The following is a 24,739-nucleotide window of genomic DNA, read 5'->3' as shown; positions in this document are numbered from 1 at the left end:
GTTGTTCTTGCCCTTGCGGAAGGTGGTGCCGATGGGGTGGATCGGGGGCAGGTAGACCACGTCGAAGCCCATCGCCGCGATCGCCGGGAGCCGGCGGGCGGCGGTGCGGAAGGTGCCGTGGGGCTGTTGCCGGGTGCCCTCGGAGCGGGGGAAGAACTCGTACCAGGAGCCGTACAGGGCCCGCTCGCGCTCGACGAGGAGGGGCAGCGGCTCGGAGGTGGTGACCAGGTCCCGCAGCGGATGCCGGGCCAGCACCTCGTCCACCTGAGGCGTCAGCGCCGCCGCCAGCCGCGCCGCCGGGGGCAGCGAGTCGTCGCGCAGCGCCTGGGCGGCGTCGAGCAGCACGCCGCGGCCGGCTTCCCTGGGAACGCCGGCCGCGGCCCGCTCGTAGAGATCGGCGCCCTCCTCGAGGACCAGGCCGGGGTCGATGCCGGCCGGAATCTTTATGCCCGCCGTGTGGCGCCAGGTGGCCACCGGATCGCTCCAGGCCTCCACCCGGTACGTCCAGCGGCCGACGGCGTCCGCGGTGACCTCCGCACCCCAGCGGTCGCTGCCCGGGGCCAGCTCCCGCATCGGCGTCCACGGACCGGGGCGGCCCTCGGGATCCTTCAGGACGACATTGGCGGCGACCGCGTCGTGCCCCTCCCGGAACACGGTGGCGGTGACCTCGAACGTCTCTCCCACGACCGCCTTGGCCGGCCGGTTGCCGCACTCCACGGCCGGGCGGACGTCCCGTACCGGGATACGGCCGATGGCCCGGGTCCTACTCATGGTCCTCACCTCCACCGTGCTCGGAAGCCGGGCCACGGGCCCGGTTCGGGGGACAAGATGTGCGGGGCGGCTACCGTCCCGCGGGGGAGCGCCGCTCCGCCGCCGGTGGTCTTCGCCGGACCGCGGCGGCCGGACGGGGCCGTTCGTGCTGTTCCTGGAGACAGGTGACCTGCTGTTCCTGCAGATAGGTGACCTGGTTCGTGCGCAGATACCGCTCGGCCGCGTCCGCCGCCTCCCGCGCGCAGCGCTTGCCCATCAGCACGCAGAGCGTGTAGCCCGAGTCCTCGAACGTGGCCCGCACCGTGCGGTCGTTCGGTGCCGCGAGCATCACGCGTTCCCAGGCCCGGTAACGCCGCAACTGCCGGGCGACTTCGGCTTTGGCGGGTAGCAGCATGGCGCCGATCACCTTTCGGGCTCGAGGGACACGGTCTCCCGACGGTCGGACGGCGGCCGTGCCCAAGCGGCACGGACCCGTGACGGCGATCGAGTTCTTCACACATGGTGCACGCGTGACGACGCAGCGTCTTGTTGGAGGCTCAACCAATGGCGGCTCGGTTGAGCCGTTGAGACCATCCGGCGCGCTCACTTGGGTGTTCAAGCGCCTCAACTGTGCGCTCCTGTTGCACGAACGGACTAGCACCCTCAGGCTGAGGGTGACTCAGAAGCGATACGCGCTCACGTTCCGCGTTCGGGGCTCGTCCCGCAGGACCGCGGGAGCGAGGAGGAGCTGAGCTTCGCGGTGAGGAGCCGACCGATGAAGACCGCAGTGCCCTGCTACTACCACCTCGACGTGGAAGTCAGCCCGGAACGGGTGGGACAGGTCAGCCGCATTCTGGCCGCTCACCTGAGGTTCTGGGACCTGGACAACCTGGTCCAGCCCGTCTGCGGCGGCGCCGAGATGCTGCTCAAGGCCATCGACGAACACGCCACGGACAAGAACACGTCGATCGAGATGTGGTGGAACGGCCAGCATCTGATCACCGCCATCGGGGACAACGACCGCGCCCTGCGCCCGGACCAGGAGCTGCGTGGCTGCCTGGAGCACATCGCGGCGATGAGCGACGGCTGGGGCTGCTGCGCCACCGAGACCGGCAGCAAGGTCATCTGGTTCTCGCAGCGCGCCCGCGCCGGCGAACGCGTCCCGCTGGTGCCGACCGCGCCCGCCCCGCAGGAGCGTGAGGGCCTCGAGGTGCCCCGCGAGGTGCGGATCGCCCAGCTGGCCGGCCCGGCCAGTACCCCGGACGAGGTCCTGGAGGAGGCCCGGTGACCCGCCGGCAGACACGGACAGGGGTGTCCGCGTGGAGCGGACGCCCCTACCCGCTGGGCGCCGAGTACGACGGGGAGGGCACCAACTTCGCACTCTTCAGCGAAGTGGCCGAACGCGTCGAACTGGTCCTCGTCGACGACGACGGCACCCACACCCAGGTGCCGCTGACCGAGGTCGACGGCTTCGTCTGGCACGGCTACCTCCCCGGCGTCGGCCCCGGCCAGCGCTACGGCTACCGCGTGCACGGGCCGTGGGCGCCCACCCTCGGTCACCGCTGCAACCCGGCGAAGCTGCTCCTCGACCCCTACGCACGCGCGGTCGACGGGCAGATCGACAACCACCCCTCGCTCTACGAACGGAACCCGGACGGCCCCGACCCGGCCGACAGCGCCGGGCACACCATGCTCGGCGTGGTGACCGACCCGGCCTTCGACTGGGGCGACGACGCCCGGCCCGGCCGGCCCTACGCCGACACGGTGATCTACGAGGCACACGTCAAAGGCCTGACCCGCACCCACCCCGACATCCCCGCCGAACTCCGCGGCACCTACGCCGGACTCGCACACCCCGCGGCCGTCGAGCACCTCACCTCGCTGGGCGTCACCGCGGTGGAGCTGATGCCGGTGCACCAGTTCGTCCACGACGGAGTGCTGCACGACCGCGGCCTGGCCAACTACTGGGGCTACAACACGATCGGCTTCTTCGCGCCGCACAACGGCTACGCCGCCCACGGCACCCGCGGCCAGCAGGTCGCCGAGTTCAAGTCGATGGTGAAGACCCTGCACGCGGCCGGGCTCGAGGTGATCCTCGACGTGGTCTACAACCACACCGCCGAGGGCAACGAGAAGGGCCCCACCCTGTCCTTCCGCGGCATCGACAACTCCTCGTACTACCGCCTGGTCGACGGCGACTGGGAGCACTACTACGACACCACCGGCACCGGCAACAGCCTGCTGATGCGCCATCCCTACGTGCTCCAGCTGATCATGGACTCGCTGCGGTACTGGGTCACCGAGATGCACGTCGACGGCTTCCGCTTCGACCTCGCGGCCACCCTGGCCCGGCAGTTCCACGAGGTGGACCGGCTGTCGGCGTTCTTCGACCTGATCCAGCAGGACCCGGTGATCAGCCGCGTGAAGCTGATCGCGGAGCCGTGGGACGTCGGCGAGGGCGGCTACCAGGTGGGCAACTTCCCGCCGCTGTGGTCGGAGTGGAACGGCATGTACCGCGACGCGGTGCGCGACTTCTGGCGTGGTGAGGACCACACCCTCGGCGAGTTCGCCTCCCGGCTGACCGGGTCCTCCGACCTGTACCAGCACAGCCGGCGCCGCCCCCGCGCCAGCGTCAACTTCGTCACCGCGCACGACGGATTCACGCTGCGCGACCTCGTCTCCTACAACGACAAGCACAACGACGCCAACGGCGAGGACAACCAGGACGGCGAGAGCACCAACCGGTCCTGGAACTGCGGCGCCGAGGGCGCCACCCGCGACCCGGCCGTGCTGGAACTGCGCGCCCGCCAGCAGCGCAACCTCCTCGCCACGCTGCTGCTCTCCCAGGGCATCCCGATGCTCTGCCACGGCGACGAACTCGGGCGCACCCAGCGCGGCAACAACAACGCCTACTGCCAGGACAACGAGATCTCCTGGGTCGACTGGCGGCTCACCGAGGAACAGCGCGACCTGCTGGAGTTCACCCGGTACGTCATCCGGCTGCGCACCGGTCACCCCGTGCTGCGCCGGCGCCGCTTCTTCCTCGGCGAGACCCTGACCCGCGCGGACCAGCCGCTGCCCGACCTGGTGTGGCTGGCGCCGGACGCCCAGGAGATGACCGACGACGACTGGCAGCGGGGCGACGCGCACTGCGTCGGCGTCTTCCTCAACGGCGACGCCATCGCCGAGCCCGACCCGCGCGGCCGCCCCGTGGTCGACGACTCGTTCCTCCTGCTGTTCAACAGCCACTGGGAGCCGGTCGCCTTCCGCCTCCCGGACGCCACCTACGGCGAACGCTGGACGGCCCTGATCGACACCGCCGACCCGGAGGGCACCCCCGACGAATCGGAACACAAGGCGGGCACGGCCCTGACGGTCGGGCCCCGCAGCATGGTCCTGCTGTCCCGGCCGTCCCGGCGTGCCCGCGACGAGGCGGAGTGACCGGGGATGGCGGACCCGGTCATGGACGCCGGCGCGCGAGTCACCGCTCCCGGCGGGCCGTCACCGTGAACTGTGCGCCGTCGTGGTCGCGCAGCACGGCCTCGTCGCTGCCCTTGGACAGCACGCTGCCGCCGTGCAGTTCCGCGGCCCGGGTACAGGCCTCGACGTCGTCGACGGTGAAGTGGACCTGCCAGTGCGGCCGGATCGTCGGGTCGGGGGCCGCCCCCAGCGCCCCTGACTCGATCCGCGCCACCACGTCGCCGCGGCTGCGCAGCACGACCTCCCCGCCCTCGTAGTGGACCTCGCAGCAACCGGGACTCCCCGACGCCCAGTCGAGGACCTCGCCGTAGAAGATGGCGGCGTCGAAGGCGTCACGGGTGTGCAGCGTGATGAAGGCCGGCTGCGCGTTGCGCCAGGTCTCCCAGTCGGTGAACAGGTCGCCCTCCCAGATCCCGAAGGTCGCCCCGTCCCGGTCGGCCAGCAGGGCCGCCCGCCCCGGCGGCAGCGAGATCGGCCCGACCGCGACCGTGCCCATGCGCTCCTGCACCCGCGCCACCGCGTCGTCCGCGCTGCGCACGGCGAAGTACGGCGTCCACGCCACCGCCATCTGCCACATGGTGGCCACTCCCGCGATCCCGGCCACCGGCGAGCCGTCCGCCAGCGCGATCCGGAACCGGTCGCCGAGCTTGGCCGGCCGCCATTGCCAGCCCAGCACGGCCCCGTAGAACTCCTCGGTCGCCTTGACGTCCCGGCTGGTCAGACTCACCCAGCAGGGCGCGCCGAATACGGAGTGTGATGAGACGACGTCCTTGGTGCCGGAGGGGGTGGGCATGTCGTGGTTCATGGCAGTCGCGTCCTGATCTCGTCGGCCTGGCAGCCACCGGAGGAATGACACCAGTGTCCAACCGGAACCGCTGTGGGCGCCTGCCGAGTACCCCGGCGACGGCACCAAAACGGTGTGGTGGACCGGCCTGGACCGCCCCGGTGGCAGCGGGCGGACCAAGTGGCGACGATGGAGGCGTCGGACACTGCGTCAAGGCACTCAAGCACCACACGAGGCCATGGGGACAGCGGCGCACCGGACCCGGAGGTGACCATGCCCACGGACGGGGGCTCGGAGCGGATCTTCGAGTTGCAGGAAGAGGTCCGGCAGCTGAAGGAGGCGGTCGTCTCCCACGCGGTCGTGGACCAGGCGATCGGGATGGTCGTCGTGCTCGGCCGGATCTCGCCCGACCAGGGCTGGGCCGTGCTGAAGGAGGTCTCCCAGCACACCAACATCAAGCTGCGCAACGTCGCGGAACTGATCCTCGTCTGGGGACGCACCGGTGTGATGCCCCGGGAGATACGGGCCGAACTGGAGGACGCCCTCGACCGTGCCGGACCGACCCAGATCCCCGAAGCGCCGCCGGAGCAGTGATCCGCCCGGCGGCGCCGACGTGGGGTTCCGCGTTCACCTGGCCTCGGTCAGCAGCTCCTCACGCAGATGCGCGAAGCAGCTGCTGAGCAGCCGGGAGACGTGCATCTGCGAGATCCCGAGCTGTTCCGCGATGCGGCTCTGCGTCATGCCCTTGAAGAACCGCAGGTAGAGGATGATCCGCTCGCGTTCCGGCAGCGCCTCCAGGCAGGGCCTGACGGCCACGCGGTTGACGACGGTGTCGAAGGCCGGGTCCGGCCCGCCGATCGCGTCCCCGAGGGCGTAGCCGTCCGTGCCGGGCATCTCCGCTTCCAGCGACAGGGCGGAGAAGCACTCCAGGGCCTCCATGCCGGTGCGCACCTCGCCCTCGGAGAGGTGGGCGTACTCGGCGATCTCGGCGACCGTGGGGGAGCGGCCGGGGGTGGTCTGCGACAGCTCCTTGGCAGCGTGCCGCACCCGGTTGCGCAGGTCCTGGACCCGACGGGGGACGTGCAGCGTCCACATGTGGTCACGGAAGTGGCGCTTGATCTCGCCGGTGACCGTCGGCACGGCGTAGGCCTCGAAGGCGTTGCCGCGCGCCGGGTCGTAGTGGTCGACGGCCTTGACGAGACCGAGGGCCGCCACCTGGTAGAGGTCCTCCAGGGCCTCGCCACGGCCCCGGAAGCGGACGGCGATCCGCTCGGCCATGGGCAGCCAGGCCTCGACCAGCTCGTCGCGCAGGGCCTTGCGCTCGGGCCCCTCGGGCAGCCGCACGAGACGTTCGAACGCCTCGGCGGTGTCGGGGGCGTCGTCATGGGGGTGCGGTCTGGTGCTGCCGGCGATACGCATGGTGCGCACCTCCCTGAGCAGGTGCCGAAAGGACAGACACCGTGGGAAGCACGGACTCGGACCCCACGGAGGGCACCGCGGGCCCGGGCGGCTCCCACGGACGTGCCTCCTGTCCGAAGCACTTCATCGCCCATTCCCGGGCGGGGAGACTACGAAACAATTCCGACAATACGCTCATGTGTGACCCCAGGCGTCCCTGAGGGCGGCTGCCGTTTCGAGGACATCCCTTGACCCCGCCTTGGGCCGATTACCTCTGTTGCAGAGCTAATCTCGCCCCATGGAGCCGGAGACCTTCCCCGAAGAGCTGGCCGACGCGCTCGTCGGGGTCCAGCGGCTGATCCGGCGGCGCCTGCGCCGCGAGATGCCCGACCCCCGGCTGCGCGGCGCCGAGGTGGAGCTGCTGCGCCTGGTCGTGACGCGGCCCGGCACCGGCATCTCGGACGCGGCCAAGGACCTCGGGCTGGCGGCCAACTCGGTGTCGACCCTAGTCAACCAGCTGGTGAAGGCGGGCTATCTGGTCCGCGAGACCGACCCGGCCGACCGGCGGGCCGCCCGGCTGCTGCCCACGCCCGCCGCCGGGACCCGGCTGCGCGAGTGGCGCCGCCGCCGCGCCGACCTCGTACGACGCCATGTGTCACGGCTCGACGAGACGGACCGCCAGGCACTGCACGCGGCGATCCCGGCCCTGCGCAAGCTGGCCGGCACCCTGCACGAGGAGGCCGAGGAATCATGACCCCGGACACCGACCGACCACAGGCCGACGCCGTCGCCTGCACCGGGCTCGTCCACGCCTTCGGCGAGACCCGGGCCGTGGACGGGCTCGATCTCACCGTCCGGCAGGGCGAGGTCTTCGGGCTGCTCGGCCCCAACGGCGCCGGCAAGACCACGGCCATCCGCTGCCTCACCACCCTGCTGCCGGTGCCGCCCGGGACGGTCCGCGTCTTCGGCCACGACGCCGCCGGCGACCGCATGGCCGTACGCCGCCTGCTCGGATACGTGCCGCAGCAACTGTCCGCGGACGCCGGTCTCACCGGGCGGGAGAACGTCGCCCTGTTCGCCCGCGTCTTCGACGTGCCCCGCCGGGAACGCGCCGAGCGCGTCGCCCAGGCCCTGGCCGCGGTCGRCCTCGCCGACGCCGCCGACCGGCTCGCCGCCACCTGCTCCGGCGGCATGGTCCGCCGGCTCGAACTCGCCCAGGCCCTGGTCAGCGCCCCGCGGCTGCTGATCCTCGACGAGCCCACGATCGGTCTGGACCCGATCGCCCGCACCGGCGTCTGGGAGCACATCGGCGCGGTCCGCGCGGCCACCGGCATGACCGTGCTCGTGACCACCCATTACATGGACGAGGCCGACCAGTACTGCGACCGGGTCGCCCTGATGCACCGCGGCCGGATCCGGGCCCTCGGCACCCCGGCCGAGCTCAGGGAAGGACTCGGCGCCCGCCGCCGCGCCGCGGGCGCGGCCACGGACACGCTGCCCACGCTGGAGGACGTCTTCCGCGACGTGGCAGGCAGCGGTCTCGACGACGAGGCAGGAGATTTCCGCGATGTCCGAAGCACCCGCCGCACCGCGCGCCGTGTCGGCTGACCCCGCCCGCGCCCACGGCATCGATCTGCTGCTCAAACCCCCGCGGCCCCGCGCCGGCTGGCGGCTCCTGCCCGCCCGCGTCGGCGCGATGTGCGCGGTCGAACTCCAGAAGCTGCGCCACGACCGCACCGAGCTCTACACCCGGGCGGTCCAGCCGGCCCTCTGGCTGCTGATCTTCGGTCAGACCTTCACCCGCATCCGGGCGATCCCCACCGGCGGCATCCCCTACGTCGACTACCTGGCGCCCGGGATCATCGCCCAGTCGGCGATGTTCATCGCCATCTTCTACGGCATCCGGATCATCTGGGAGCGCGACGCGGGCATCCTCAACAAGCTCCTCGTCACCCCGACCCCGCGCTCGGCGCTGATCACCGGCAAGGCGTTCGCGGCGGGTGTGAAGTCGCTCGTCCAGGCGGTCGTGGTCCTCCTCATCGCCGCCCTGCTCGGCGTGGCACTGACCTGGAACCCGCTCAAGCTGCTCGCCGTCGCCGCGATCGTCGTCCTCGGCTCGGCCTTCTTCTCCTGCCTGTCGATGACCATCGCCGGCATCGTCCTCAGCCGCGACCGCCTCATGGGCTTCGGACAGGCGATCACCATGCCGCTGTTCTTCGGCTCCAACGCCCTGTACCCGGTGTCCGTGATGCCGGGCTGGCTCCAGGCGGTCAGCAAGGCCAACCCGCTCAGCTACGAGGTGGACGCCCTGCGCGGGCTCCTGCTCGGCACGCCCCACCACCTGGCCTCCGACTTCGCGGTGCTGCTCGTGGCCGCCGCCCTCGGCGTCGCCGCCGCCTCGGCCCTGCTCGGCCGTCTGGCCCGTTGATCTTCACTCCTGGAAGTGATGTGCGGCACGCCGGGGCAAGCGCTTTCACGAACTGTTTCCGGATAACCGCTGGGCACGGCTTGATCACCGATCAAATGGGATGAACTGCCTGGCCACAGCGCATTCTGCTCATTTGACAGTGCGCTGAGACCACAGATAGGAAGCAGCTTCCAGAGGTCGAGAGGTGCAGCGTGTACGAGCCGAACGTGGTCGGGGACTGGCAGGAGTACGACGAGCATGCCGGTCTGCGCGTCCGCGTCCACCGTCTGGAACTGGCCGAGCCGCCCCGCGGCCGCGACGACGCCGCAGAGGGGCTGACGTACTTCAGCCTCCGCGTGACCGTCGAGAACCGCGGCAGCCGGCACCTCGGCATCCACCTCGAGGACGGCCAGATCGACGTGCGGATCGGCCCGGAAGGGGAGAGCGCCTTCCTCGACTGGCGCAACTCGCAGTTCATCGAGGGCTTCGACGTCTACCCGCTGCGCCGGGCCACCGCCGTACTCTACGCGGCCGGCGCCGAGGCCTCCCTGAGCCTCGTGGACGTCCAGGTCCAGCTGCGCGTCGAGGAGGAGTGGGCCGACCGCCGGTTGTGGTCGGGCGGCATCGGCGCGCACGAGGGACCCGCCGGGGGCCAGCAGGGCGCGGTGCGCGACAGCCTCGCCCACCAGGTGAGCGTCTTCCTCCAGGACCAGGCGGGGGAAGGCACCGCCTGATCCCGCGTCAGGGCGTCCCGTCGGTCAGTGCGGGATGCCGTCGATGATCTCGCGGGCGCCCTGACGCAGCAGCGCCACGGCCACCGACGTGCCGAGCGTGGCCGGGTCGAGCCGGCCCGCCCACTCGTGGGCGTTCAGCCGGGTCTTGCCGTCCGGGGTGAACACACAGGCCCGCAGGGACAGTTCACCACCGCGGTCCACGCGCGCGAACCCGGCGATCGGGCTGTTGCAGTGCCCCTGGAGCACATGCAGGAACATGCGCTCGGCGGTGGTCTCCCGGTGAGTGTCCGGGTCGCCGAGGCCGCTCACCGCGTCGATCAGGTCGGCGTCGTCCTGGCGGCACTGGAGCGCCAGCACGCCCGCGCCGATGGGCGGCATCATCGTCTCGGTGGAGAGGATCTCGCTGATCACGTCCTGGCGGCCGATGCGCTCCAGGCCGGAGACCGCGAGCAGCAGGGCGTCGGCCTCACCGGCGGCCAGCTTCGCCAGGCGCCGGTTGGCGTTGCCCCGGAACGGCACGCACTCCAGATGCGGGTGTGTGGCGGCCAGTTGGGCGACCCGGCGCACCGAGGAGGTGCCGATCCGCGTCCCGGCCGGCAGCTCGTCCAGGGTGAGCCCGCCCGGGTGGATCAGGGCGTCCCGGATGTCGTCCCGCTTGAGGAACGCGGCGAACACCGTCCCCGCCGGGAGCGGCCGGTCGGCGGGCACGTCCTTCACGCAGTGCACGGCGAGATCGGCCTCACCGGCCAGCAGCGCCGCGTCGACCTCCTTGGTGAACGCGCCCTTGCCCTCGACCTGGGACAGATCGCCCATCCACTTGTCGCCGGTGGTCTTCACCGGTACGACCTCGGTGCGCACTGCGGGATGGGCGGCGGCCAGCTCGGCCCGGACTCGCTCCACCTGGGCGAGCGCCATGGGCGAATCGCGGGAGACGATACGGATCAGTTCGGGGACGGACATGCCGACACGATAGACCCTCCCGGGGGCCCGTCGGTCCCGTACCTCCCCCCGACCGCCTCTCGGCGTACGTCAGTTCGGGACGAGAGGCTCGCTGAGTTCGACCGCGCGCAGGGCCGCGGCCAGGGCCCGCTCGTCGCTGACGTCGAGGGCGGTGTCGGTGAGCTTGATGACGTGTTCGTCGCCGTGGGCGAGGGCTCGTTCCAGCACTTCCTGCGCCGTGCGGCCGGGCGCGGGGACGTGGGCGACGGGCTCGGCGGGGGCGTACATGGCGGTGACCGCCGCGGACGCGGTCCACGCCGCGCGCAGGCTCGGCACCCACAACTCGCGCGGCAGACAACCGAGGGTGCGCAGCACGGCGTTGGGGGCCGTCGCCGCGTGCACCAGCATGGTCGCCTCCCCGTGACCGTGGGTGGCGTACCGGTGGGTCGCGGCCCGGACCAGCTCGGTCAGGCGTGCCCGTGCCGTGTCCGGGTCGGTAACGTCGCCCGGCCACAGCGGCAACCGCCGTACGGCCGCCAGCCGGTCGGGAAAACCCCCTCGGGGCTCGGTGATCGGCGGCACGGCGTCCAGGGAGCGCGCCGCGCTCGGCGCGGCGGGCAGTACGGCGATGCCGGACACGGGGCGGTGCCGGGCGGCCCAGTAGCCCAGCCCGTGCGCGAGTTCGGCGAGCCGCGGCGCGCTCTCGCCGGCTTCCAGAGCCCGTACGGCGTGGCCGACGCGGATGACGGGGTGAGTGGAGCCGCCGTACATCCCGGGCAGCAGCCGGGGCCACCAGGCCGCGAGGACGTCGCGCCACGGTTGTCCGGCGAGTTCCCGGCCGAAGTACCCGATCCAGTCGGCGGCCCGGCGCGGATCTCCCAGCGCCTCACGCCAGTTGGCGTCGGTCACGGGTGCCACGGGCGTGGGGAAGTCCTCCAGCTTGGGCCGGTACAGATCGAGCCAGCGGTGCACGGCGCCCGCCTGCCCGTGCGCCGCGAGCGCCTCCACGACCATGGGGGCGTGGTTGGTGAGCCGGCCGAGCCGCTCCGGCCCCGAGGCGTGGAGCCGTTCGAGGGCTTCTTCGAGTGTCCCTGTCGTGTCGTGCGCGTCCATGAGGGGACGCTATGCGGCCGCCCCGCGCCGACGGATCGGACGTGGGGCGGAAACCGGACCCGGCCGGGGACCTAAGCCCCCGGCAGGAGTGAGCCAGGATCAGGCATAGGGATCGAACGCGATGCCGGAAGGCTTGGCCGACGCGAGGTGGTTGGCGAAATTGCCGTCCTTCAGGCCGAAGTTGGCGCTGCCGAAGTTGTAGGACGTGAGCTTGTCGCGCACCCCGGCGGGGTAGCCGTTCCAGCCGACCAGCGGCGGGTACTGCCAGGTGCGCTCGTGGTTCTCCGGCGGCTCGTCGTTCGAGTTCGCGAGACGGAAGCAGTGGGTGCTGGCACCGTCCTTGTGGTAGACGATCTTCGGATGCGTGCCGTCGAAGCGGACCTGCGACGCCGCATGGACGCTGAACGAGCCGTGGGCGGACGTCGACACGTACTTGACCTGGTTGTCCTGTACGAACACCGCGACGTGCTCGAAGTCGTGCCGGTGGCCGCCGATGCCGCTGCCGGCCACCGCCTGGTCCTTCTCGAAGTAGAGGGCGTACAGGATGGCGCACCAGCCGTTGTTGCACTTGTAGCGCGCGTAGCCGTTGGTGTTGTCCAGGTCCGAGGCGTCGCGGCAGTCGCCGTTGAGCGCGCCGGTCGGGTTGAGCCCGCCGTTGACGGTGCCGTCCGCGCCGATGGCGGGCGTGGAGTAACAGCCGTCGGTGTCGTAGTCGTAGGCGGGCTGGAAGGTCTTCTCCAGCGACTCCGCGTTGGCGGGCAGTGCCCGCGGCGGGGCGGCGAAGGCCGTGGCGGGGAAGGCGAGGACGAGGGCGGCGGCACCGGCCAGTCCGGTGAGCCATCTTCTGCGGGGTGCGAACGTGCGTGACGACACTGCGTCCTCCTCTTGGGCGCAGCCCAACGGCTGTGGGGGGAAAGGGAGGTTCAGCTTCCAGGCTGAACGCGTCCATGCCAAGAGGAAGGTGTGATCTCAGAGGTGAATCGCACCCCAACAACCGGAGTCCGGGCGCCGTTTCAGACCATGTCGTCCGGGATGTCGGCCGCCGCCTCCTCGGGCGCGAGATCCGGCCGGAGCCGCAGCCACGACGGCTGCCGCAGCAGGCCCTCCCGGGTGCGGGTGCTGTAGCGGACCTCGCCGACCAGCCGGGGGACGACCCAGTGTGCGCCCGGCGCGCGCGGGGCGGGGTCGAAGGGGCAGACGTCGGTCGCGGCGGCGCGCAGCAGCCCGGCGAGTTCCGTCCGTTCGGCCTCGCTCCAGCCGGTGCCCACACTTCCGACGTAGCGCAGCCGTCCCGCGGCGCGCTGCCCGACCAGCACCGCGCCGGGCAGGCCGGTGAGCCGTCCCTTGCCGGGCTGCCAGCCGCCGACCAGGACGTCCTCGGTGCGCATGTTGCGGATCTTGATCCAGGCCCGGGAGCGCACCCCCGGTTCGTACACCGAGTCCAGCCGTTTGCAGACCAGGCCCTCCAGTCCGTGCTCGCGCGTGGCGGCCAGGGCCTCGGCGCCGTGGCCGACGATCGCGGCCGGTGTCGACCAGGAGGGCCCGGCGGGGCCGAGGTCCTCCAGTGTCGCGCGACGTCGTGCGTAGGAGAGCCGGATCAGCGACCGACCCTCCAGATGCATCAGGTCGAACAGCACGAGGTGGACCGGTACCTCCGCCGCCCGCCGCGCCGCCCTCGCGGGCGCGTGTGCCAGACCCATGCGGGACTGGAGCAACTGGAAGCTCGCCCGGCCCTGTTCGTCCAGGGCCAGGATCTCCCCGTCCAGCACCGCGGGCGTGGGGCCGAGTGCGGCGCCCAGCGGCCGCAGTTCGGGGTACGCGGCCGTGATGTCCTCCCCGGACCGGGCGCGCAGCAGCACGCTGCCGTCCCCGGGGAGGTAGACCACCACGCGCTGGCCGTCCTGCTTGGTCTCGTAGGCCCAGCGCGCGTCCTGCGCGGCAGGCGGCAGCGTGCCGGGGGTGGCGAGCATGGGCGGGATCAGGGGCAGGTCCACGGGTGAGTTGTGGACGTCCCCGTGCCCGGCCACGCGCGTTTTCCGGGTCTTTCCCCTGAACGGCGTCGGCTGAACGGCGTCGGCGCTTTATTACTTGAGTTAGGCAACGAGATGGTAAAGTGGCTCGTATGTCCACACCGCCGCTCCCCGGCGTCCCCTCCCCGGAAGTCATCGAGATCGAGCGTGCGCTCACCCGCATCACCTACCTGAGCACACGCGCCCGCCGGCACGAACGGCTGATGGCCCTGGCGGGCGTGCCGCTCGACCGTGCCGCCGTCGCGCTGCTGCGGCAGATCGCCGACTCCGAGCCGTTGCGGCCGGGGGAGCTCGCCGCCCGGCTGGGAGTGGAGGCCTCGCACGTCACGCGCACGGTGCAGCAGTTGCAGAAGGCCGGTTACGTCACCCGCGTCCCCGACCCCGACGACCGGCGCGCCCAGCGCATCGAGCTCACCGACGCCGGCCGGCAGGCCACCACCAAGATCCGCGAGGCCGGAGTCCGCGGCATGCAGGTGGCTCTGTCCGACTGGTCCCCCGAGGAGCTGCGGCAGCTCGCCACGCTCTTCCACCGCATGGTCGACGACTTCCTCGCCCACTCCGTCGACGAGGTGCCCGAGCCCCAGTCCGCGCCGGCCGGCAGCGCCTGATCCCCGGGCCCGGGCCGGCCGSCGGGGGCGGTCCCACGGGCCGGATCCCTCACCGTGCGGCCGGGTCACGCGGCCCCGCCCGCCCGGCGACCGCCGCTCCCGGCGGTGCGGGCTCGCGCAGCCCGCACAGCAGCAGCCGGCCCATCGCGGGCAGGGCGACGAGCGGCAGCAGGGCCGTCCGCAGGGACGTGGCGTCGGCCAGCGCCCCGAGCAGGGGAGCGGCGAGGCCGCCGACGCTCACCGCCAGCCCCAGCGTGACCCCGCTCGCGGTGCCCACCCGCCGGGGCAGACAGTCCTGGCCCAGCGTGATGTGCAGCGAGAACGGCACATACAGGCCCGCCGACGTCAACGCGACGAACACGTACACCGGCGGCCCGGGCACCAGGACCAGACCGGCCACCGCGAGCACCGTCAGGGCGTACGACCGGCGCACCACCGCCAGCCGCCCGTACCGCTCGGCCAGCCGCCCCCCGGCCAGCGTGCCCACCGCACCACCGGCGTAGAGCACGAACAGCGCCGCCGTACCGGCCACCTCGCCGCCGCCGGTCCGCTCCCGCACGTACAGCGAGACGAACACGCTCAGGCCGACGAACACGACCGAGCGGCAGACCACGGCCCCGGACAGCCGCAGAAAGGACGCCCAGTCGTCCCGGCCCGCGGTGACGGGCGCACCGGCCCCCGCCGCGCCGGACGCGGCCGCGCGTACCGCCGCCGCACACAGCGCCGCTCCCGCGACCGCCGGGACGGCCAGCAGGGGAGAGGCGCGCAGCCCGCCCGTCGCCACCACGGCGAAGACCAGCAGCGGTGCCAGGGCGAAACCGGCGTTGCCGCCGAAGGAGAACCAGCCCATCGCCGCGTGCCGGCCGTGCGCGACGGCCCGCGCCACCCGGGCGGCCTCCGGATGGTAGGCGGCCACCCCGACCCCCGACACGGCGACCACCGCCAGTGTCGACGCGTAGGAGCCGGTCACCCCGCTCAGGGCGACGCCCGCCCCGGCCGTCAGCGCGCTGAGCGGCAGCAGCCACGGCATCCCCCACCGGTCGGTGAGCACCCCGAACAGCGGCTGCACCTAGCGACGACAGCAGGGAGGCGGCCAGCACGACACCGGAGGCGGCGGCGTAGGAGTAGGCGCGCTCGGCGACGAAGTACGGCACCAGAGCGGCCACGGCACCCTGATACACGTCCACGCAGGCGTGTCCCAGGGACATCAGAGCGACGGGCCGGTTGCGGCGGGAAGCGGTCACCCGGCGATCGTCGCCGCCGGGATGCCTGGCCCGCTTCCGATAATCTGCCGCGCTGTGCCGAACATCCGCCACACCCCGACAGCCCCGACCCGCGCCCAGCGGCTGACCGCCGGCGACCGCATCGACGCGCACCGGCACGACGACCACCAGATCGTCTACGCCGGCTCCGGCGTCGTCGCCGTCACCACCGACGCCGGCACCTGGTTCGCGCCCGGCACCCGCGCCATCTGGGTCCCCGCCGGCACCGTGCACGCCCACCGCGCCCACGGCCGGCTCGACCTGCACCTGGTCGGTCTGCCCAAGGGCGACAACCCGCTGGGCCTGGACCACCCGGCCGTCCTCGCCGTCAGCCCGCTGCTGCGCGAGCTGATCCTCGCCTACACCCGCGATCCCGGCGACGACAGCCATGAGCGCCGCCGGCTGCGCGCCGTCCTGTGCGACCAGCTGCGCCTCTCGCCGCAGCAGCCGCTGCGCCTGCCCACGCCCGCCGACCCGCGCCTGGCCGCCGTCTGCGCGCTCGTGCACGCCGACCCCGCCGACGCGCGCACCCTCGCCGCCCTCGGTGCCGCGACCGGGGTGGGGGAGCGCACCCTCAGCCGGCTCTTCCGTAGCGAGTTCGGCATGACGTTCCCGCAGTGGCGCACCCAGTCGCGGCTCTACCACGCCCTGCGGATGTTGGCCGACGGCCTGCCCGTCACGACCGTCGCCCACCGCTGCGGCTGGTCCTCCGCCAGCGCCTTCATCGACGTCTTYCGCCGCTCGTTCGGCTACACCCCGGGCACGCACAACCGCCGCGCCTGACCCGTCGAAACCCCCGCCGCACCCACCCCTTTACCGTCCAGTAATATCGCGCGGCAGGCCATCAGAGGAGAAAACCGTGTCCCGGTCCGAACGCTCGCCCCTGCTGCTCGCCGGCCTGCTGGCCGCCGCGGGGGTCGCCCACTTCGCCGCCCCACGCCCGTTCGAAGCGACCATCCCGCGCGGCCTGCCGGGCACGCCCAGGACCTGGACCTACGCCAGCGGCGCCGCCGAGCTCGCGCTGGCCGCGGGCCTGGCGCTGCCGCGTACCCGCAAGGCGGCCGCGCTGGCCACGGCGGCCTTCTTCGTCGGGGTGTTCCCGGCCAACGTCAAGATGGCGGCCGACTGGCGCCATCGCCCCGCGCCGCAGAAGGCGGCGGCCTTCGGGCGCCTGCCGCTCCAGCTGCCCCTCGTGCTCTGGGCCCGCGGCGTCGCACGGAACGCCGAGGGCCGGTCGTGACCGCGCGCGTGGAGGCCGGGGACAAGGTCGAGGACTTCGCCCTGCCCGACGAGACCGGCACCGTCCGCAGCCTGTCCGGACTGCTCGCCGAGGGACCGGTCGTGCTCTTCTTCTACCCGGCCGCCCTGACCCCCGGCTGCACCGCACAGGCCTGCCACTTCCGCGATCTCGCCGCCGAGTTCGCCGCCGTCGGCGTACATCCCGTCGGCATCAGCGGGGACACCGTCGAGCGGCAGCAGGAGTTCGCCGGACAGCACTCCCTCGGCATGCCCCTGCTGTCCGACGCCGACGGCACGGTCCGCGAGCGGTTCGGCGTGAAGCGCGGCTTCTCCCTGGCACCGACCAAGCGCACCACGTTCGTCATAGCGCAGGACCACACCGTCCTCGACGTCGTCCGCAGCGAACTGCGCATGAACGCACACGCCGACCGGGCGCTCGCCGCCCTGCGCGCTCACCGGGCCTGACACCGTCACGAATGCTCCGTCGCGGTTGATACAGGGCGGCAAAGGGATAATCCTGGACGATATGGAGGACGCCTCCGCTGCTGCGATCATCGACGCCCGCGGCACCGTGACGGGGTGGAGCGAGGGTGCCCGGCGACTGACCGGCTACCCGGCCGAGGAGGCCGTGGGCCGGTCCGTACGGGAGCTGCTGGCCGAGGACGTGCCGCCCGAGGCGGTGTCCGCCCGGTCGGGCACCGTCATGGTGCGGCACCACGAGGGCTATCTGGTCGGGCTCCGCGTCAGAGCCTGCGTCGTGACCGGCCGGGACGGGGAACCCGACGGCTACGTGATCACCGCCGAGTCGCCCGGCAGTGCCGAGACCTCCCTCGCCGGACAGGCCTTCCAGCAGGCGTCCATGTCGATGTCCGTGTTCGACACCGGCCAGCGCTACCTGCGGCTCAACGACGCCGCCTGCCATGTGATGGGCGTGCCCGAGGCGACTCTGCTGGGGCGGCACTTCCCGGAGACCGTCGAGGAGGCCGAACACAGCCGCGGCTTCAACTGGCACCTGCGTCACGTCGTCGAGACCGGCCGCCCGCTCCGCTACGAGAGCTACACGGGCGCCCCGGCCCTGAACCGGGAGCACGCCTGGGTCACCGAGATGTGGCCGGTCCGCGACCCCTCCGGCGAGCTCCTGGGCACCGCCCTAGCCGCGTTCGACAGCACCGAGCAGTACTGGGCCCGGCAGCGGCTGGCCCTGCTCAACGAGGCCGCGGCGGCCATCGGCACCACCCTGGACGTGGTGCGCACGGCCGAGGAGCTGATGGAGGTCGTGGTACCCCGGTTCGCCGACTTCGCGAGCGTGGACCTGTTCGACTGGGTCCTCGGCGCGGAGGAGTCGCCGACCGTGCCCACCGAGGAGATCGTGTTGCGCCGCGTCGCCCACGGCTCCATCACCGAGGGCACCCCCGAAGCGGCCGTCCACCTCGGAGACGTGGACGTCTACCCCGCGTTCTCCCCCATCGCGCGGGCGATGCGGGAGGGCCGGGCGATCATCAGCCAGGCGGGGGAGCCGTCCTTCATGCGCTGGGTCGCGGAGCGCAACACGCGCGCCCCACAGGGCCGCCCCTACCGCCAGGGCGTGCACTCGATGATGGCGGTGCCGCTGCGGGCCCGCGGCACCACCCTCGGCGTCGCCGTGGCCGTGCGCATCCGGCAGGTGGACGACTACGCCGCCGACGACGCCGTGTTCGCCGAGGAACTCGCCAGCCGCGCCGCGGTCTGCGTCGACAACGCCCGCCGCTTCGCCCGCGAACGCACCACCGCACTGGCCCTCCAGCACAGCCTGCTGCCGAGAGGACTGCCCGGCCAGGCCGCCGTCCAGGTCGCCCACCGCTATCTGCCCTCCGGCTCGGCGGCCGGCATCGGCGGCGACTGGTTCGACGTGATCCCGCTGTCCGGCAGCCGGGTCGCGCTCGTCGTCGGTGACGTCGTGGGCCACGGCATCCCCTCCACGGCGACCATGGGCCGGCTGGTCACGGCCGTACGCACCCTCGCCGACGTGGACCTGCCACCGGATGAACTCCTCACCCACCTCGACGACCTGGTCACCCATCTCGCGTCGGACGACGACGGTGACGAGGTCGCCGAACTCGGCGCGACCTGTCTGTACGCCGTCTACGACCCCGTCACGCGCCGGCTGAACCTGGCCGCCGCCGGGCACCCCGCCCCCGCCCTGGTGCTGCCCGACGGGTCCGCGCGGCTGATCCCCATGAGCGCGGGGCCCCCGCTGGGCGTCGGGGGACTGCCGTTCGAGGCGACGGAGCTCCAGCTGCCCGAGGGCTCCGTCGTCGCCCTCTACACCGACGGACTCGTCGAGGACCGCGACCGCGACGTCGACCACGCCACCGACGAGCTGTGCCGCGCGCTGACCGTGCCCGCCGAATCGCTCGACGCCCAGTGCGACATCGTGCTGAAGGCCGTACTGCCGGAGGAACCGAGCGACGACGTGGCCCTGCTGCTGGCCCGGACCCGGGCGCTGGGCGCGGACCAGGTCGCCACCTGGGACGTCACCCCTGACCCCGCGCAGGTGGCCGCCACCCGCCAGGCCGCGACCGAACAGCTCACCGCGTGGGGGCTGGACGAGACGGCCTTCGTCACCGAACTCGTCGTCAGCGAACTGGTCACCAACGCCATCCGGTACGGTGCCGCGCCCATCCAGCTCCGGCTGATCCGCGACCAGACCCTCATCTGCGAGGTGTCCGACGGCAGTTCGACCTCCCCGCACCTGCGGCGGGCCCACCAGGACGACGAGGGTGGCCGCGGACTGCTGCTGGTCGCCCAGCTCACGCAGCGCTGGGGCAGCCGGCAGACCACCCGGGGCAAGACCATCTGGTGCGAACAGCCGCTCACGCCGCTGTTCTGACCGCACCGCTCATACCTGGCCTTTTATCCGTCGCCGTCGGTCAGGTCAGCCTCCTCATGGTAATTGACAGGGTACCCGCGTACCTCCTAACGTACCCGCATCATCCGCGGCAACGCCGTCAGCTCAATGAGGAGCGCCGATGCAGCACGTATACGACATAGATGTCCGGGTTCCGATGCGTGACGGCGTGGCCCTGGCCGCCAACGTGTGGCATCCGGCCGAAGGGTCCGCTCCGACGCTGCTCGTGCGCCTGCCGTACGGCAAGGACGCGATGGTCATCACCTCGGGTGGGGTCATACCCGACCTCCCTGCCTTGCTGGAGGCGGGCTACGCGGTGGTGGTGGAGGACTGCCGGGGCACCCACCGCTCGGAAGGCGAGTTCGTTCCGCACATGGCCGACCGGGCCGACGGCGAGGACACCGTCGCCTGGATCGCCGAACAGCCGTGGTCGGACGGCACGGTGGGCATGTACGGGCCGTCGTACCTGGGGATGGTCCAGTGGGAGTCCGCCGTGAGCGGTGCCCCTGCCCTCAAGGCGATCGCGCCGGCCTTCACGTCGATCGACAACTACGAGGCGCCTTGGTACGGCGCGGGCGGTGCGCTGTCACTGAGCCTGGTCACGTGGTGGAACGCCATGATGTACACGGCGGACGCGCAGCGGTCCCTGGCGGCCGGCGAGGGCACCGTGTCCCAGGTGCAGCAGCTCGGTCAGGCGTTCCTGTTTCCCGAGTCTCTCAATGATGTGCTGCCGACGGCGGAGGTTCCGGTCCTGGCGGCGTACGGGAAGTGGTGGGACGACTGGATGGCCCACCCCTCCCACGACGGGTACTGGGACGCCATGGAGCTCACGCCCGAGCTCAAGAACGTCACCGTTCCGGCGCTCAACATCGGCGGCTGGTACGACCTCTACATCGGGCAGACCGTGCGCGCCTACACCACTGCCCGCCGGGAGGCAGGCGGTGCGCAGGCGCGTGAGGGGCAGCGGCTGATCATCGGTCCGTGGGATCACATGTCATCGACCGGCGTCTATCCCGACCGCTCCTTCGGTCCGTTGGCCAGTGCGCAGATGCTGGGCCTGACCGGCCTGCATGTGAAGTTCTTCGACCGCTGGCTCCGGGGCGACACCCGTGCTCTGGACGACGTGGCGCCCGTGAAAATCTTCGTCATGGGCATCGACCAGTGGCGCGACGAGCAGGAATGGCCGCTGCCCGACACCAGGTGGACCGACTTCCACCTCACCAGCGCCGGCCACGCCAACACAGCGGACGGCGACGGCGTGCTGACGACCGAGCCGCCGACCAGCGCGGAGCGCGACACCTACCTCTACGACCCGCGCCGCCCGGTTCCCTCGGCCGGCGGGGCGTCCATGCCGGTGACATTCGGGTTCGGCGGCCCGGTCGACCAGCGGACCGTCGCCGGCCGCGAGGACGTCCTGTGCTTCACCGGCCCCGTGCTGGAGGAGCCTGTCGAGGTCACCGGTCCGGTCAGCCTCACCCTGTTCGTCTCCTCGTCAGCGGTGGACACCGACTTCACCGCCAAGCTCGTCGACGTCTTCCCCGACGGCAAAGCCATCAACCTGTGCGACGGGATCCTGCGCACCCGCTACCGGGGCGGCCTCGCCACGGAAGAACTGATGGAGCCCGGCACGATCTATGAGATCACCGTCGACATGACCGCCACCTCCAACGTGTTCCTTCCCGGCCACCGCATTCGCGTGGACGTCTCCAGCAGCAACTTCCCCCGCTACGACCGCAACACCAACACCGGCGGCGTCATCGCCCGCGAGAGCGAGGAGCAGATGATCCCCGCGGTCAACCACATCCACCACGGCCCGAACCACCCCAGCCGTCTGATCCTGCCGGTCATCGACCGCAAGGACCAGCGATGAGCGCCGCCGACCGGGTCACCGAACTGACCGCGACATTCACGGCTCCCTCCCTCAACGCGGCCTGGCTGCTGTGCGACCAACACCCCTCCGACAGCCTCGCGTTCACTGTCGTCGACGGCACCGGTGAGCCTTCCACGCTGTCCTACGGAGAGCTCGCCGCGCGCTCCCACCGCTGTGCGCGGGCGCTGCAGGGGCTGGGCGTCGGTCCGGGGGACAGGGTGGCGACCCTGATGGGCAAGAGCACCGATCTGGTCACCGTCATCCTGGCGATCTGGCGGCTCGGTGCGGTCTACGTCCCGCTGTTCACCGCGTTCGCGCCCCAGGCCATCGCCCTGCGCCTGGAAGGCGCAGGTGCGCACGTCGTGGTCGTCGACCCGGACCAGCGCCACAAACTCGCCCCGGGCCCCGACTTGCCGGACGACCCTCAACGCCGCGTCGTCGTCACCGGAACCCGCGCACAGCAAGGTGACGTGTCGCTCGCCGACCTCGTCGCGGCCGCGTCGCCGGAGCCGGTGCCGGCCGTCACCACGAGCGGGGACGGCCCCCTGGTGCACATGTTCACCTCCGGCACCACCGGCAAGCCCAAGGGAGTCATCCACCCCGTCTCCTACATCGTCGGATGGCAGGTCTACCTGGAGTACGGCCTGGGAGTCACTCGGGACAGCAGTTACTGGTGCGCCGCCGACCCCGGCTGGGCCTACGGTCTGTACGCGGCCATCGTCGCTCCGATGGCCGCCGGCATCCCCAGCCTGCTGCTGTCCGGCGGGTTCTCCGCCGAGACGACCTGGCGCACCCTCGTCGACCACCAGGTCACCGACTTCACTGCCGCCCCGACGGTGTACCGGGGACTGCGCTCCTCGTCGGTGCCGGTGCCGCAGGGGCTGCGCCTGCAACGGGCGTCCAGCGCGGGCGAACCACTGACCCCCGAGGTCAACGAGTGGACCGGCTCCGCACTCGGCCTGGCCGTGCACGATCACTTCGGCCAGACCGAGGTCGGCATGCCCTTGGCCAACCACCACCATCCCGACCTCGCACGTCCCCTCAAAGCCGGATCGATGGGCCGGCCGCTGCCCGGCTGGAGCCTCACCGTCCTGGCAGACGACAAGGACGAGCCCGCCGGACCAGGCGTGCTCGGCCGGGTCGCGATCGATGTCGCGGCGAGCCCGCTGATGACGTTCCGCGGCTACCAGATACCAGGGCACAGCGATGCCAAATTCACCGCCGACGGCCGCTTTTACCTCACGGGCGACGCCGGGCGGGTCGACGCCGACGGGGACTTCTTCTTCTCCTCCCGTGACGACGACGTCATCATCATGGCCGGCTACCGGATCGGGCCGTTCGAGATCGAGAGCGTCCTCGTCCAGCACCCCGCTGTCGCCGAGTGCAGCGTCATCGGCGCACCCGACGACGTCCGCGGCGAGGTCATCGAGGCGTACGTCGTCCTCCGCGACGGAGGCGAGGGCTCGCCGGAACTGGCCACCGAACTCCAGCAGTTGGTCAAGACCCGCTACGCCGCCCACGCCTACCCGCGCACGATCCACTTCATCGACGCCCTGCCCAAGACACCCAGCGGCAAGACCCAGCGCTACCTGCTGCGCAGCCGCCGACGCGCCGAACTCGGAACTCCGGAGCCACGTTGACCGACACCGAACCTCTGCTCGTCGAGCAACGCGGCACCGTCCGGTGGTTGCTGCTCAACCGCCCGGAGAGGCGCAACGCCCTGGACGTCACCCTGATAGAGGCCCTGGACAAGCAGATCACCAGCGCCGAGGCCGACCCCGGCACAGCGGTCATCGCCGTGGCAGGCAGGGGACCGAGCTTCTGCGCAGGGGGTGACTTCCACCAGTTCCTCGAACTGCACGAGCGGGGCGACAACCCGGTCGACTTCCTGACCGACGTATCGGCCTGCTTCAGCCGCATTGCGGCCAGCCCGAAACCCTGGGTCGCCGTCCTGCACGGTCACGCCGTCGCCGGGGGCCTCGAACTCGCCCTGGCCTGCGATGTCGTCGTCGCCGCCGAGACCACGCTCATCGGCGACGGCCACCTCAACCGGCGGCTGGTACCGGCCGCCGGGTCGAGCGTGCGGCTTCCCGGTGCGGTCGGCCGCGGACTGTCGCGCTGGCTCCTGCTCACCGGCGAACTGCTGCCCGCGACCGCTTTCGCGGACACCGGCTGGATCCGGGCGATCGTGCCCGAGGCCGACCTCGACGCCGCCGCCACCCGCATCTGCCGGCAACTGGCCGACCGCGGCAGCCCCGCCCAGCAACGGCTCAAGACGCTCCTGCACCGCATCGACGGCGTCGCCCCCGAGCAGGCCCTGCGCGAGGAACTGGCCACCTTCGCCGACAACTGGTCGGCGAGCTCGGTGCCCGACGCCCTGCGGGCCTTCCTCGCTCCCCGGACCACGAAAGCAGACACCAAGTGAACCGCTACCACGGACGCGTCGTCGCCATCACCGGCGCCGCACAAGGTCTCGGCCTCGCCATGGCGACCCGGTTCGCCGCGGAGGGCGCCGCCGTCGCGCTGGCCGACGTCAACGAACAGGCCCTCACCGACGCCGCCGGAACGATCGCCACCGCCCACGACGCGACACTCCGCACCGACGTGGTGGACGTGACCGACTCCGCCCGGGTCAATGACTGGATCACCGGCGTCACCGCCGATCTCGGCCGCCTCGACGTGCTGGTCAACAACGCCGGCATCATCCGCGACAACCGCGTCGAGGACATCACCGACGACGACTGGCACGCGGTCGTCGACGTCAGCCTCACCGGCGGCTTCCACTGCGCCCGTGCCGCGTTCGGCCCCATGAAACGCCAGGGCTACGGACGCATCGTCAGCTTCTCCTCCATGTCATGGCGCGGGAACTTCGGCCAGACCAACTACGTGGCCGCCAAGGCGGGCATCGTCGGCATGACCCGCACCCTCGCACTCGAAGGCGCCCGCCACGGCATCACCGCCAACGCCATCGCCCCCGGCCTCATCGACACCCCCATGCTCGCCTCCATGAACGGCCCCGCTCGCGACAAGCTCACCGACAAGATCCCGATGCGCCACACCGGCAGGCCCGAGGACATCGCCGAAGCCGCAGCCTTCCTCGCCGGCGAAGCCGCCGGCTACATCACCGGCATCGTCCTCGACGTGGACGGCGGCATCTCCATCGGATCCTCGATCCGGTAACCGCGAACCCCGCGGGCGAGCAGGTGCCGCCGACCCGGTTCGCAGCTGTGCAAGCACG

General features: G+C 71.9%; 24 protein-coding genes and 1 pseudogene. 16 read left to right on the top strand and 9 right to left on the bottom strand.

Annotation, left to right across the window (positions count from 1 at the left end; genetic code table 11):
* Both CA983_RS04990 and CA983_RS04985 read right to left on the bottom strand, forming a co-directional pair.
* The coding region (locus tag CA983_RS04990) for a maltotransferase domain-containing protein (RefSeq protein WP_143645447.1) at positions 1-771 on the bottom strand (771 nt) is incomplete at its 3' end.
* A 70-nt stretch (positions 772-841) separates the two neighbouring features.
* On the bottom strand, positions 842-1,165 hold the full coding sequence (locus tag CA983_RS04985; protein ID WP_086599666.1) for a DUF5133 domain-containing protein: 324 nt from the start codon (positions 1,163-1,165) through the stop codon (positions 842-844).
* Positions 1,166-1,525: 360 nt separating this feature from the next.
* Between CA983_RS04985 and CA983_RS04980 the strand changes: the two genes are divergently transcribed.
* The gene (locus CA983_RS04980) at positions 1,526-2,038 is read left to right on the top strand and encodes a pep a2 (RefSeq protein ID WP_086599662.1); all 513 of its coding nucleotides are present in this window, start codon (positions 1,526-1,528) and stop codon (positions 2,036-2,038) included.
* Positions 2,035-4,191 (top strand): glycogen debranching protein GlgX, encoded by a 2,157-nt coding sequence (gene glgX / locus CA983_RS04975; protein WP_086599661.1) that lies wholly within the window; start codon positions 2,035-2,037, stop codon positions 4,189-4,191. The genes CA983_RS04980 and glgX overlap by 4 nt, the downstream gene beginning before the upstream one ends.
* 40 nt (positions 4,192-4,231) lie before the next feature.
* Here the strand turns inward: glgX and CA983_RS04970 are convergent, their stop codons facing one another.
* Complete coding sequence (locus CA983_RS04970) at positions 4,232-5,035, bottom strand: VOC family protein (RefSeq protein WP_086599660.1); 804 nt, start codon at positions 5,033-5,035, stop codon at positions 4,232-4,234.
* A 252-nt stretch (positions 5,036-5,287) separates the two neighbouring features.
* Here CA983_RS04970 and CA983_RS04965 point away from each other — a divergent pair, with 252 nt between their 5' ends.
* Positions 5,288-5,608 (top strand): ANTAR domain-containing protein, encoded by a 321-nt coding sequence (locus tag CA983_RS04965; protein WP_174523400.1) that lies wholly within the window; start codon positions 5,288-5,290, stop codon positions 5,606-5,608.
* 33 nt (positions 5,609-5,641) lie between these two features.
* Here the strand turns inward: CA983_RS04965 and CA983_RS04960 are convergent, their stop codons facing one another.
* On the bottom strand, positions 5,642-6,433 hold the full coding sequence (locus tag CA983_RS04960; RefSeq protein WP_086599659.1) for an RNA polymerase sigma factor SigF: 792 nt from the start codon (positions 6,431-6,433) through the stop codon (positions 5,642-5,644).
* 277 nt (positions 6,434-6,710) lie between these two features.
* On the opposite strand from CA983_RS04960, the gene CA983_RS04955 reads away from it, so the two are divergent.
* The 4 genes from CA983_RS04955 to CA983_RS04940 all read left to right on the top strand — a co-directional run bounded on the left by CA983_RS04955 (position 6,711) and on the right by CA983_RS04940 (position 9,553).
* Positions 6,711-7,166: a MarR family winged helix-turn-helix transcriptional regulator gene (locus CA983_RS04955; RefSeq protein WP_086599658.1), complete on the top strand. Its 456-nt coding sequence runs from the start codon at positions 6,711-6,713 to the stop codon at positions 7,164-7,166.
* Positions 7,163-8,020, top strand: coding sequence for an ATP-binding cassette domain-containing protein (locus CA983_RS04950; protein ID WP_086599657.1), 858 nt, complete (start codon positions 7,163-7,165; stop codon positions 8,018-8,020). Before CA983_RS04955 ends, CA983_RS04950 begins: the two co-directional genes overlap by 4 nt.
* Positions 7,980-8,840, top strand: coding sequence for an ABC transporter permease (locus CA983_RS04945; RefSeq protein WP_086599656.1), 861 nt, complete (start codon positions 7,980-7,982; stop codon positions 8,838-8,840). Before CA983_RS04950 ends, CA983_RS04945 begins: the two co-directional genes overlap by 41 nt.
* Before the next feature lie 191 nt (positions 8,841-9,031).
* Entirely contained in the window at positions 9,032-9,553 is a 522-nt protein-coding gene (locus CA983_RS04940; protein WP_086599655.1) for a hypothetical protein, read from the top strand.
* 24 nt (positions 9,554-9,577) lie between these two features.
* Here CA983_RS04940 and hemC read toward each other — a convergent pair whose 3' ends face one another.
* From hemC to ligD, 4 genes are all read right to left on the bottom strand, one after another.
* Positions 9,578-10,513: a hydroxymethylbilane synthase gene (hemC, locus tag CA983_RS04935; protein WP_086599654.1), complete on the bottom strand. Its 936-nt coding sequence runs from the start codon at positions 10,511-10,513 to the stop codon at positions 9,578-9,580.
* Between the two features lie 69 nt (positions 10,514-10,582).
* Positions 10,583-11,605 carry a questin oxidase family protein gene (locus tag CA983_RS04930; RefSeq protein WP_086599653.1) on the bottom strand — a complete coding sequence of 341 codons (1,023 nt, stop codon included), beginning with the start codon at positions 11,603-11,605 and terminating at the stop codon, positions 10,583-10,585.
* A 99-nt stretch (positions 11,606-11,704) separates the two neighbouring features.
* Positions 11,705-12,478, bottom strand: a complete 774-nt coding sequence (locus CA983_RS04925) for an NPP1 family protein (RefSeq protein ID WP_086599652.1) — start codon at positions 12,476-12,478, stop codon at positions 11,705-11,707.
* 140 nt (positions 12,479-12,618) lie between these two features.
* Positions 12,619-13,599, bottom strand: a complete 981-nt coding sequence (ligD, locus tag CA983_RS04920; protein WP_086599665.1) for a non-homologous end-joining DNA ligase — start codon at positions 13,597-13,599, stop codon at positions 12,619-12,621.
* Between the two features lie 128 nt (positions 13,600-13,727).
* On the opposite strand from ligD, the gene CA983_RS04915 reads away from it, so the two are divergent.
* A complete protein-coding gene (locus tag CA983_RS04915) occupies positions 13,728-14,243 on the top strand; it encodes a MarR family winged helix-turn-helix transcriptional regulator (RefSeq protein ID WP_086599651.1) in 516 nt (171 codons plus the stop codon).
* A 49-nt stretch (positions 14,244-14,292) separates the two neighbouring features.
* Here CA983_RS04915 and CA983_RS04910 read toward each other — a convergent pair.
* Positions 14,293-15,451 (bottom strand): annotated as a pseudogene (locus tag CA983_RS04910) (MFS transporter).
* Positions 15,452-15,541: 90 nt separating this feature from the next.
* On the opposite strand from CA983_RS04910, the gene CA983_RS04905 reads away from it, so the two are divergent.
* The 8 genes from CA983_RS04905 to CA983_RS04870 all read left to right on the top strand — a co-directional run bounded on the left by CA983_RS04905 (position 15,542) and on the right by CA983_RS04870 (position 24,681).
* Complete coding sequence (locus CA983_RS04905) at positions 15,542-16,288, top strand: AraC family transcriptional regulator (RefSeq protein WP_107500199.1); 747 nt, start codon at positions 15,542-15,544, stop codon at positions 16,286-16,288.
* A gap of 76 nt (positions 16,289-16,364) precedes the next feature.
* Positions 16,365-16,745, top strand: coding sequence for a DoxX family protein (locus CA983_RS04900; RefSeq protein WP_086599649.1), 381 nt, complete (start codon positions 16,365-16,367; stop codon positions 16,743-16,745).
* Positions 16,742-17,209 carry a peroxiredoxin gene (locus CA983_RS04895; protein WP_086599648.1) on the top strand — a complete coding sequence of 156 codons (468 nt, stop codon included), beginning with the start codon at positions 16,742-16,744 and terminating at the stop codon, positions 17,207-17,209. The genes CA983_RS04900 and CA983_RS04895 overlap by 4 nt, the downstream gene beginning before the upstream one ends.
* Positions 17,210-17,270: 61 nt before the next feature.
* Positions 17,271-19,613 (top strand): ATP-binding SpoIIE family protein phosphatase, encoded by a 2,343-nt coding sequence (locus tag CA983_RS04890; RefSeq protein WP_086599647.1) that lies wholly within the window; start codon positions 17,271-17,273, stop codon positions 19,611-19,613.
* A 139-nt stretch (positions 19,614-19,752) separates the two neighbouring features.
* The gene (locus CA983_RS04885; protein WP_208636887.1) at positions 19,753-21,501 is read left to right on the top strand and encodes a CocE/NonD family hydrolase; all 1,749 of its coding nucleotides are present in this window, start codon (positions 19,753-19,755) and stop codon (positions 21,499-21,501) included.
* Positions 21,498-23,141: an AMP-binding protein gene (locus CA983_RS04880; protein WP_086599646.1), complete on the top strand. Its 1,644-nt coding sequence runs from the start codon at positions 21,498-21,500 to the stop codon at positions 23,139-23,141. The genes CA983_RS04885 and CA983_RS04880 overlap by 4 nt, the downstream gene beginning before the upstream one ends.
* A complete protein-coding gene (locus tag CA983_RS04875; RefSeq protein ID WP_086599645.1) occupies positions 23,138-23,926 on the top strand; it encodes an enoyl-CoA hydratase/isomerase family protein in 789 nt (262 codons plus the stop codon). Before CA983_RS04880 ends, CA983_RS04875 begins: the two co-directional genes overlap by 4 nt.
* A complete protein-coding gene (locus CA983_RS04870; protein ID WP_086599644.1) occupies positions 23,923-24,681 on the top strand; it encodes an SDR family oxidoreductase in 759 nt (252 codons plus the stop codon). The genes CA983_RS04875 and CA983_RS04870 overlap by 4 nt, the downstream gene beginning before the upstream one ends.
* Positions 24,682-24,739: the final 58 nt, after the last annotated feature.

It is taken from the genome of Streptomyces swartbergensis (genome assembly GCF_002148965.1).
GTDB classification, from domain to species: Bacteria; Actinomycetota; Actinomycetes; order Streptomycetales; family Streptomycetaceae; genus Streptomyces; species Streptomyces swartbergensis.
The sequence above is the reverse complement of the archived record's forward strand: the minus strand, read 5'-3'. Positions and strand labels throughout refer to the sequence as shown.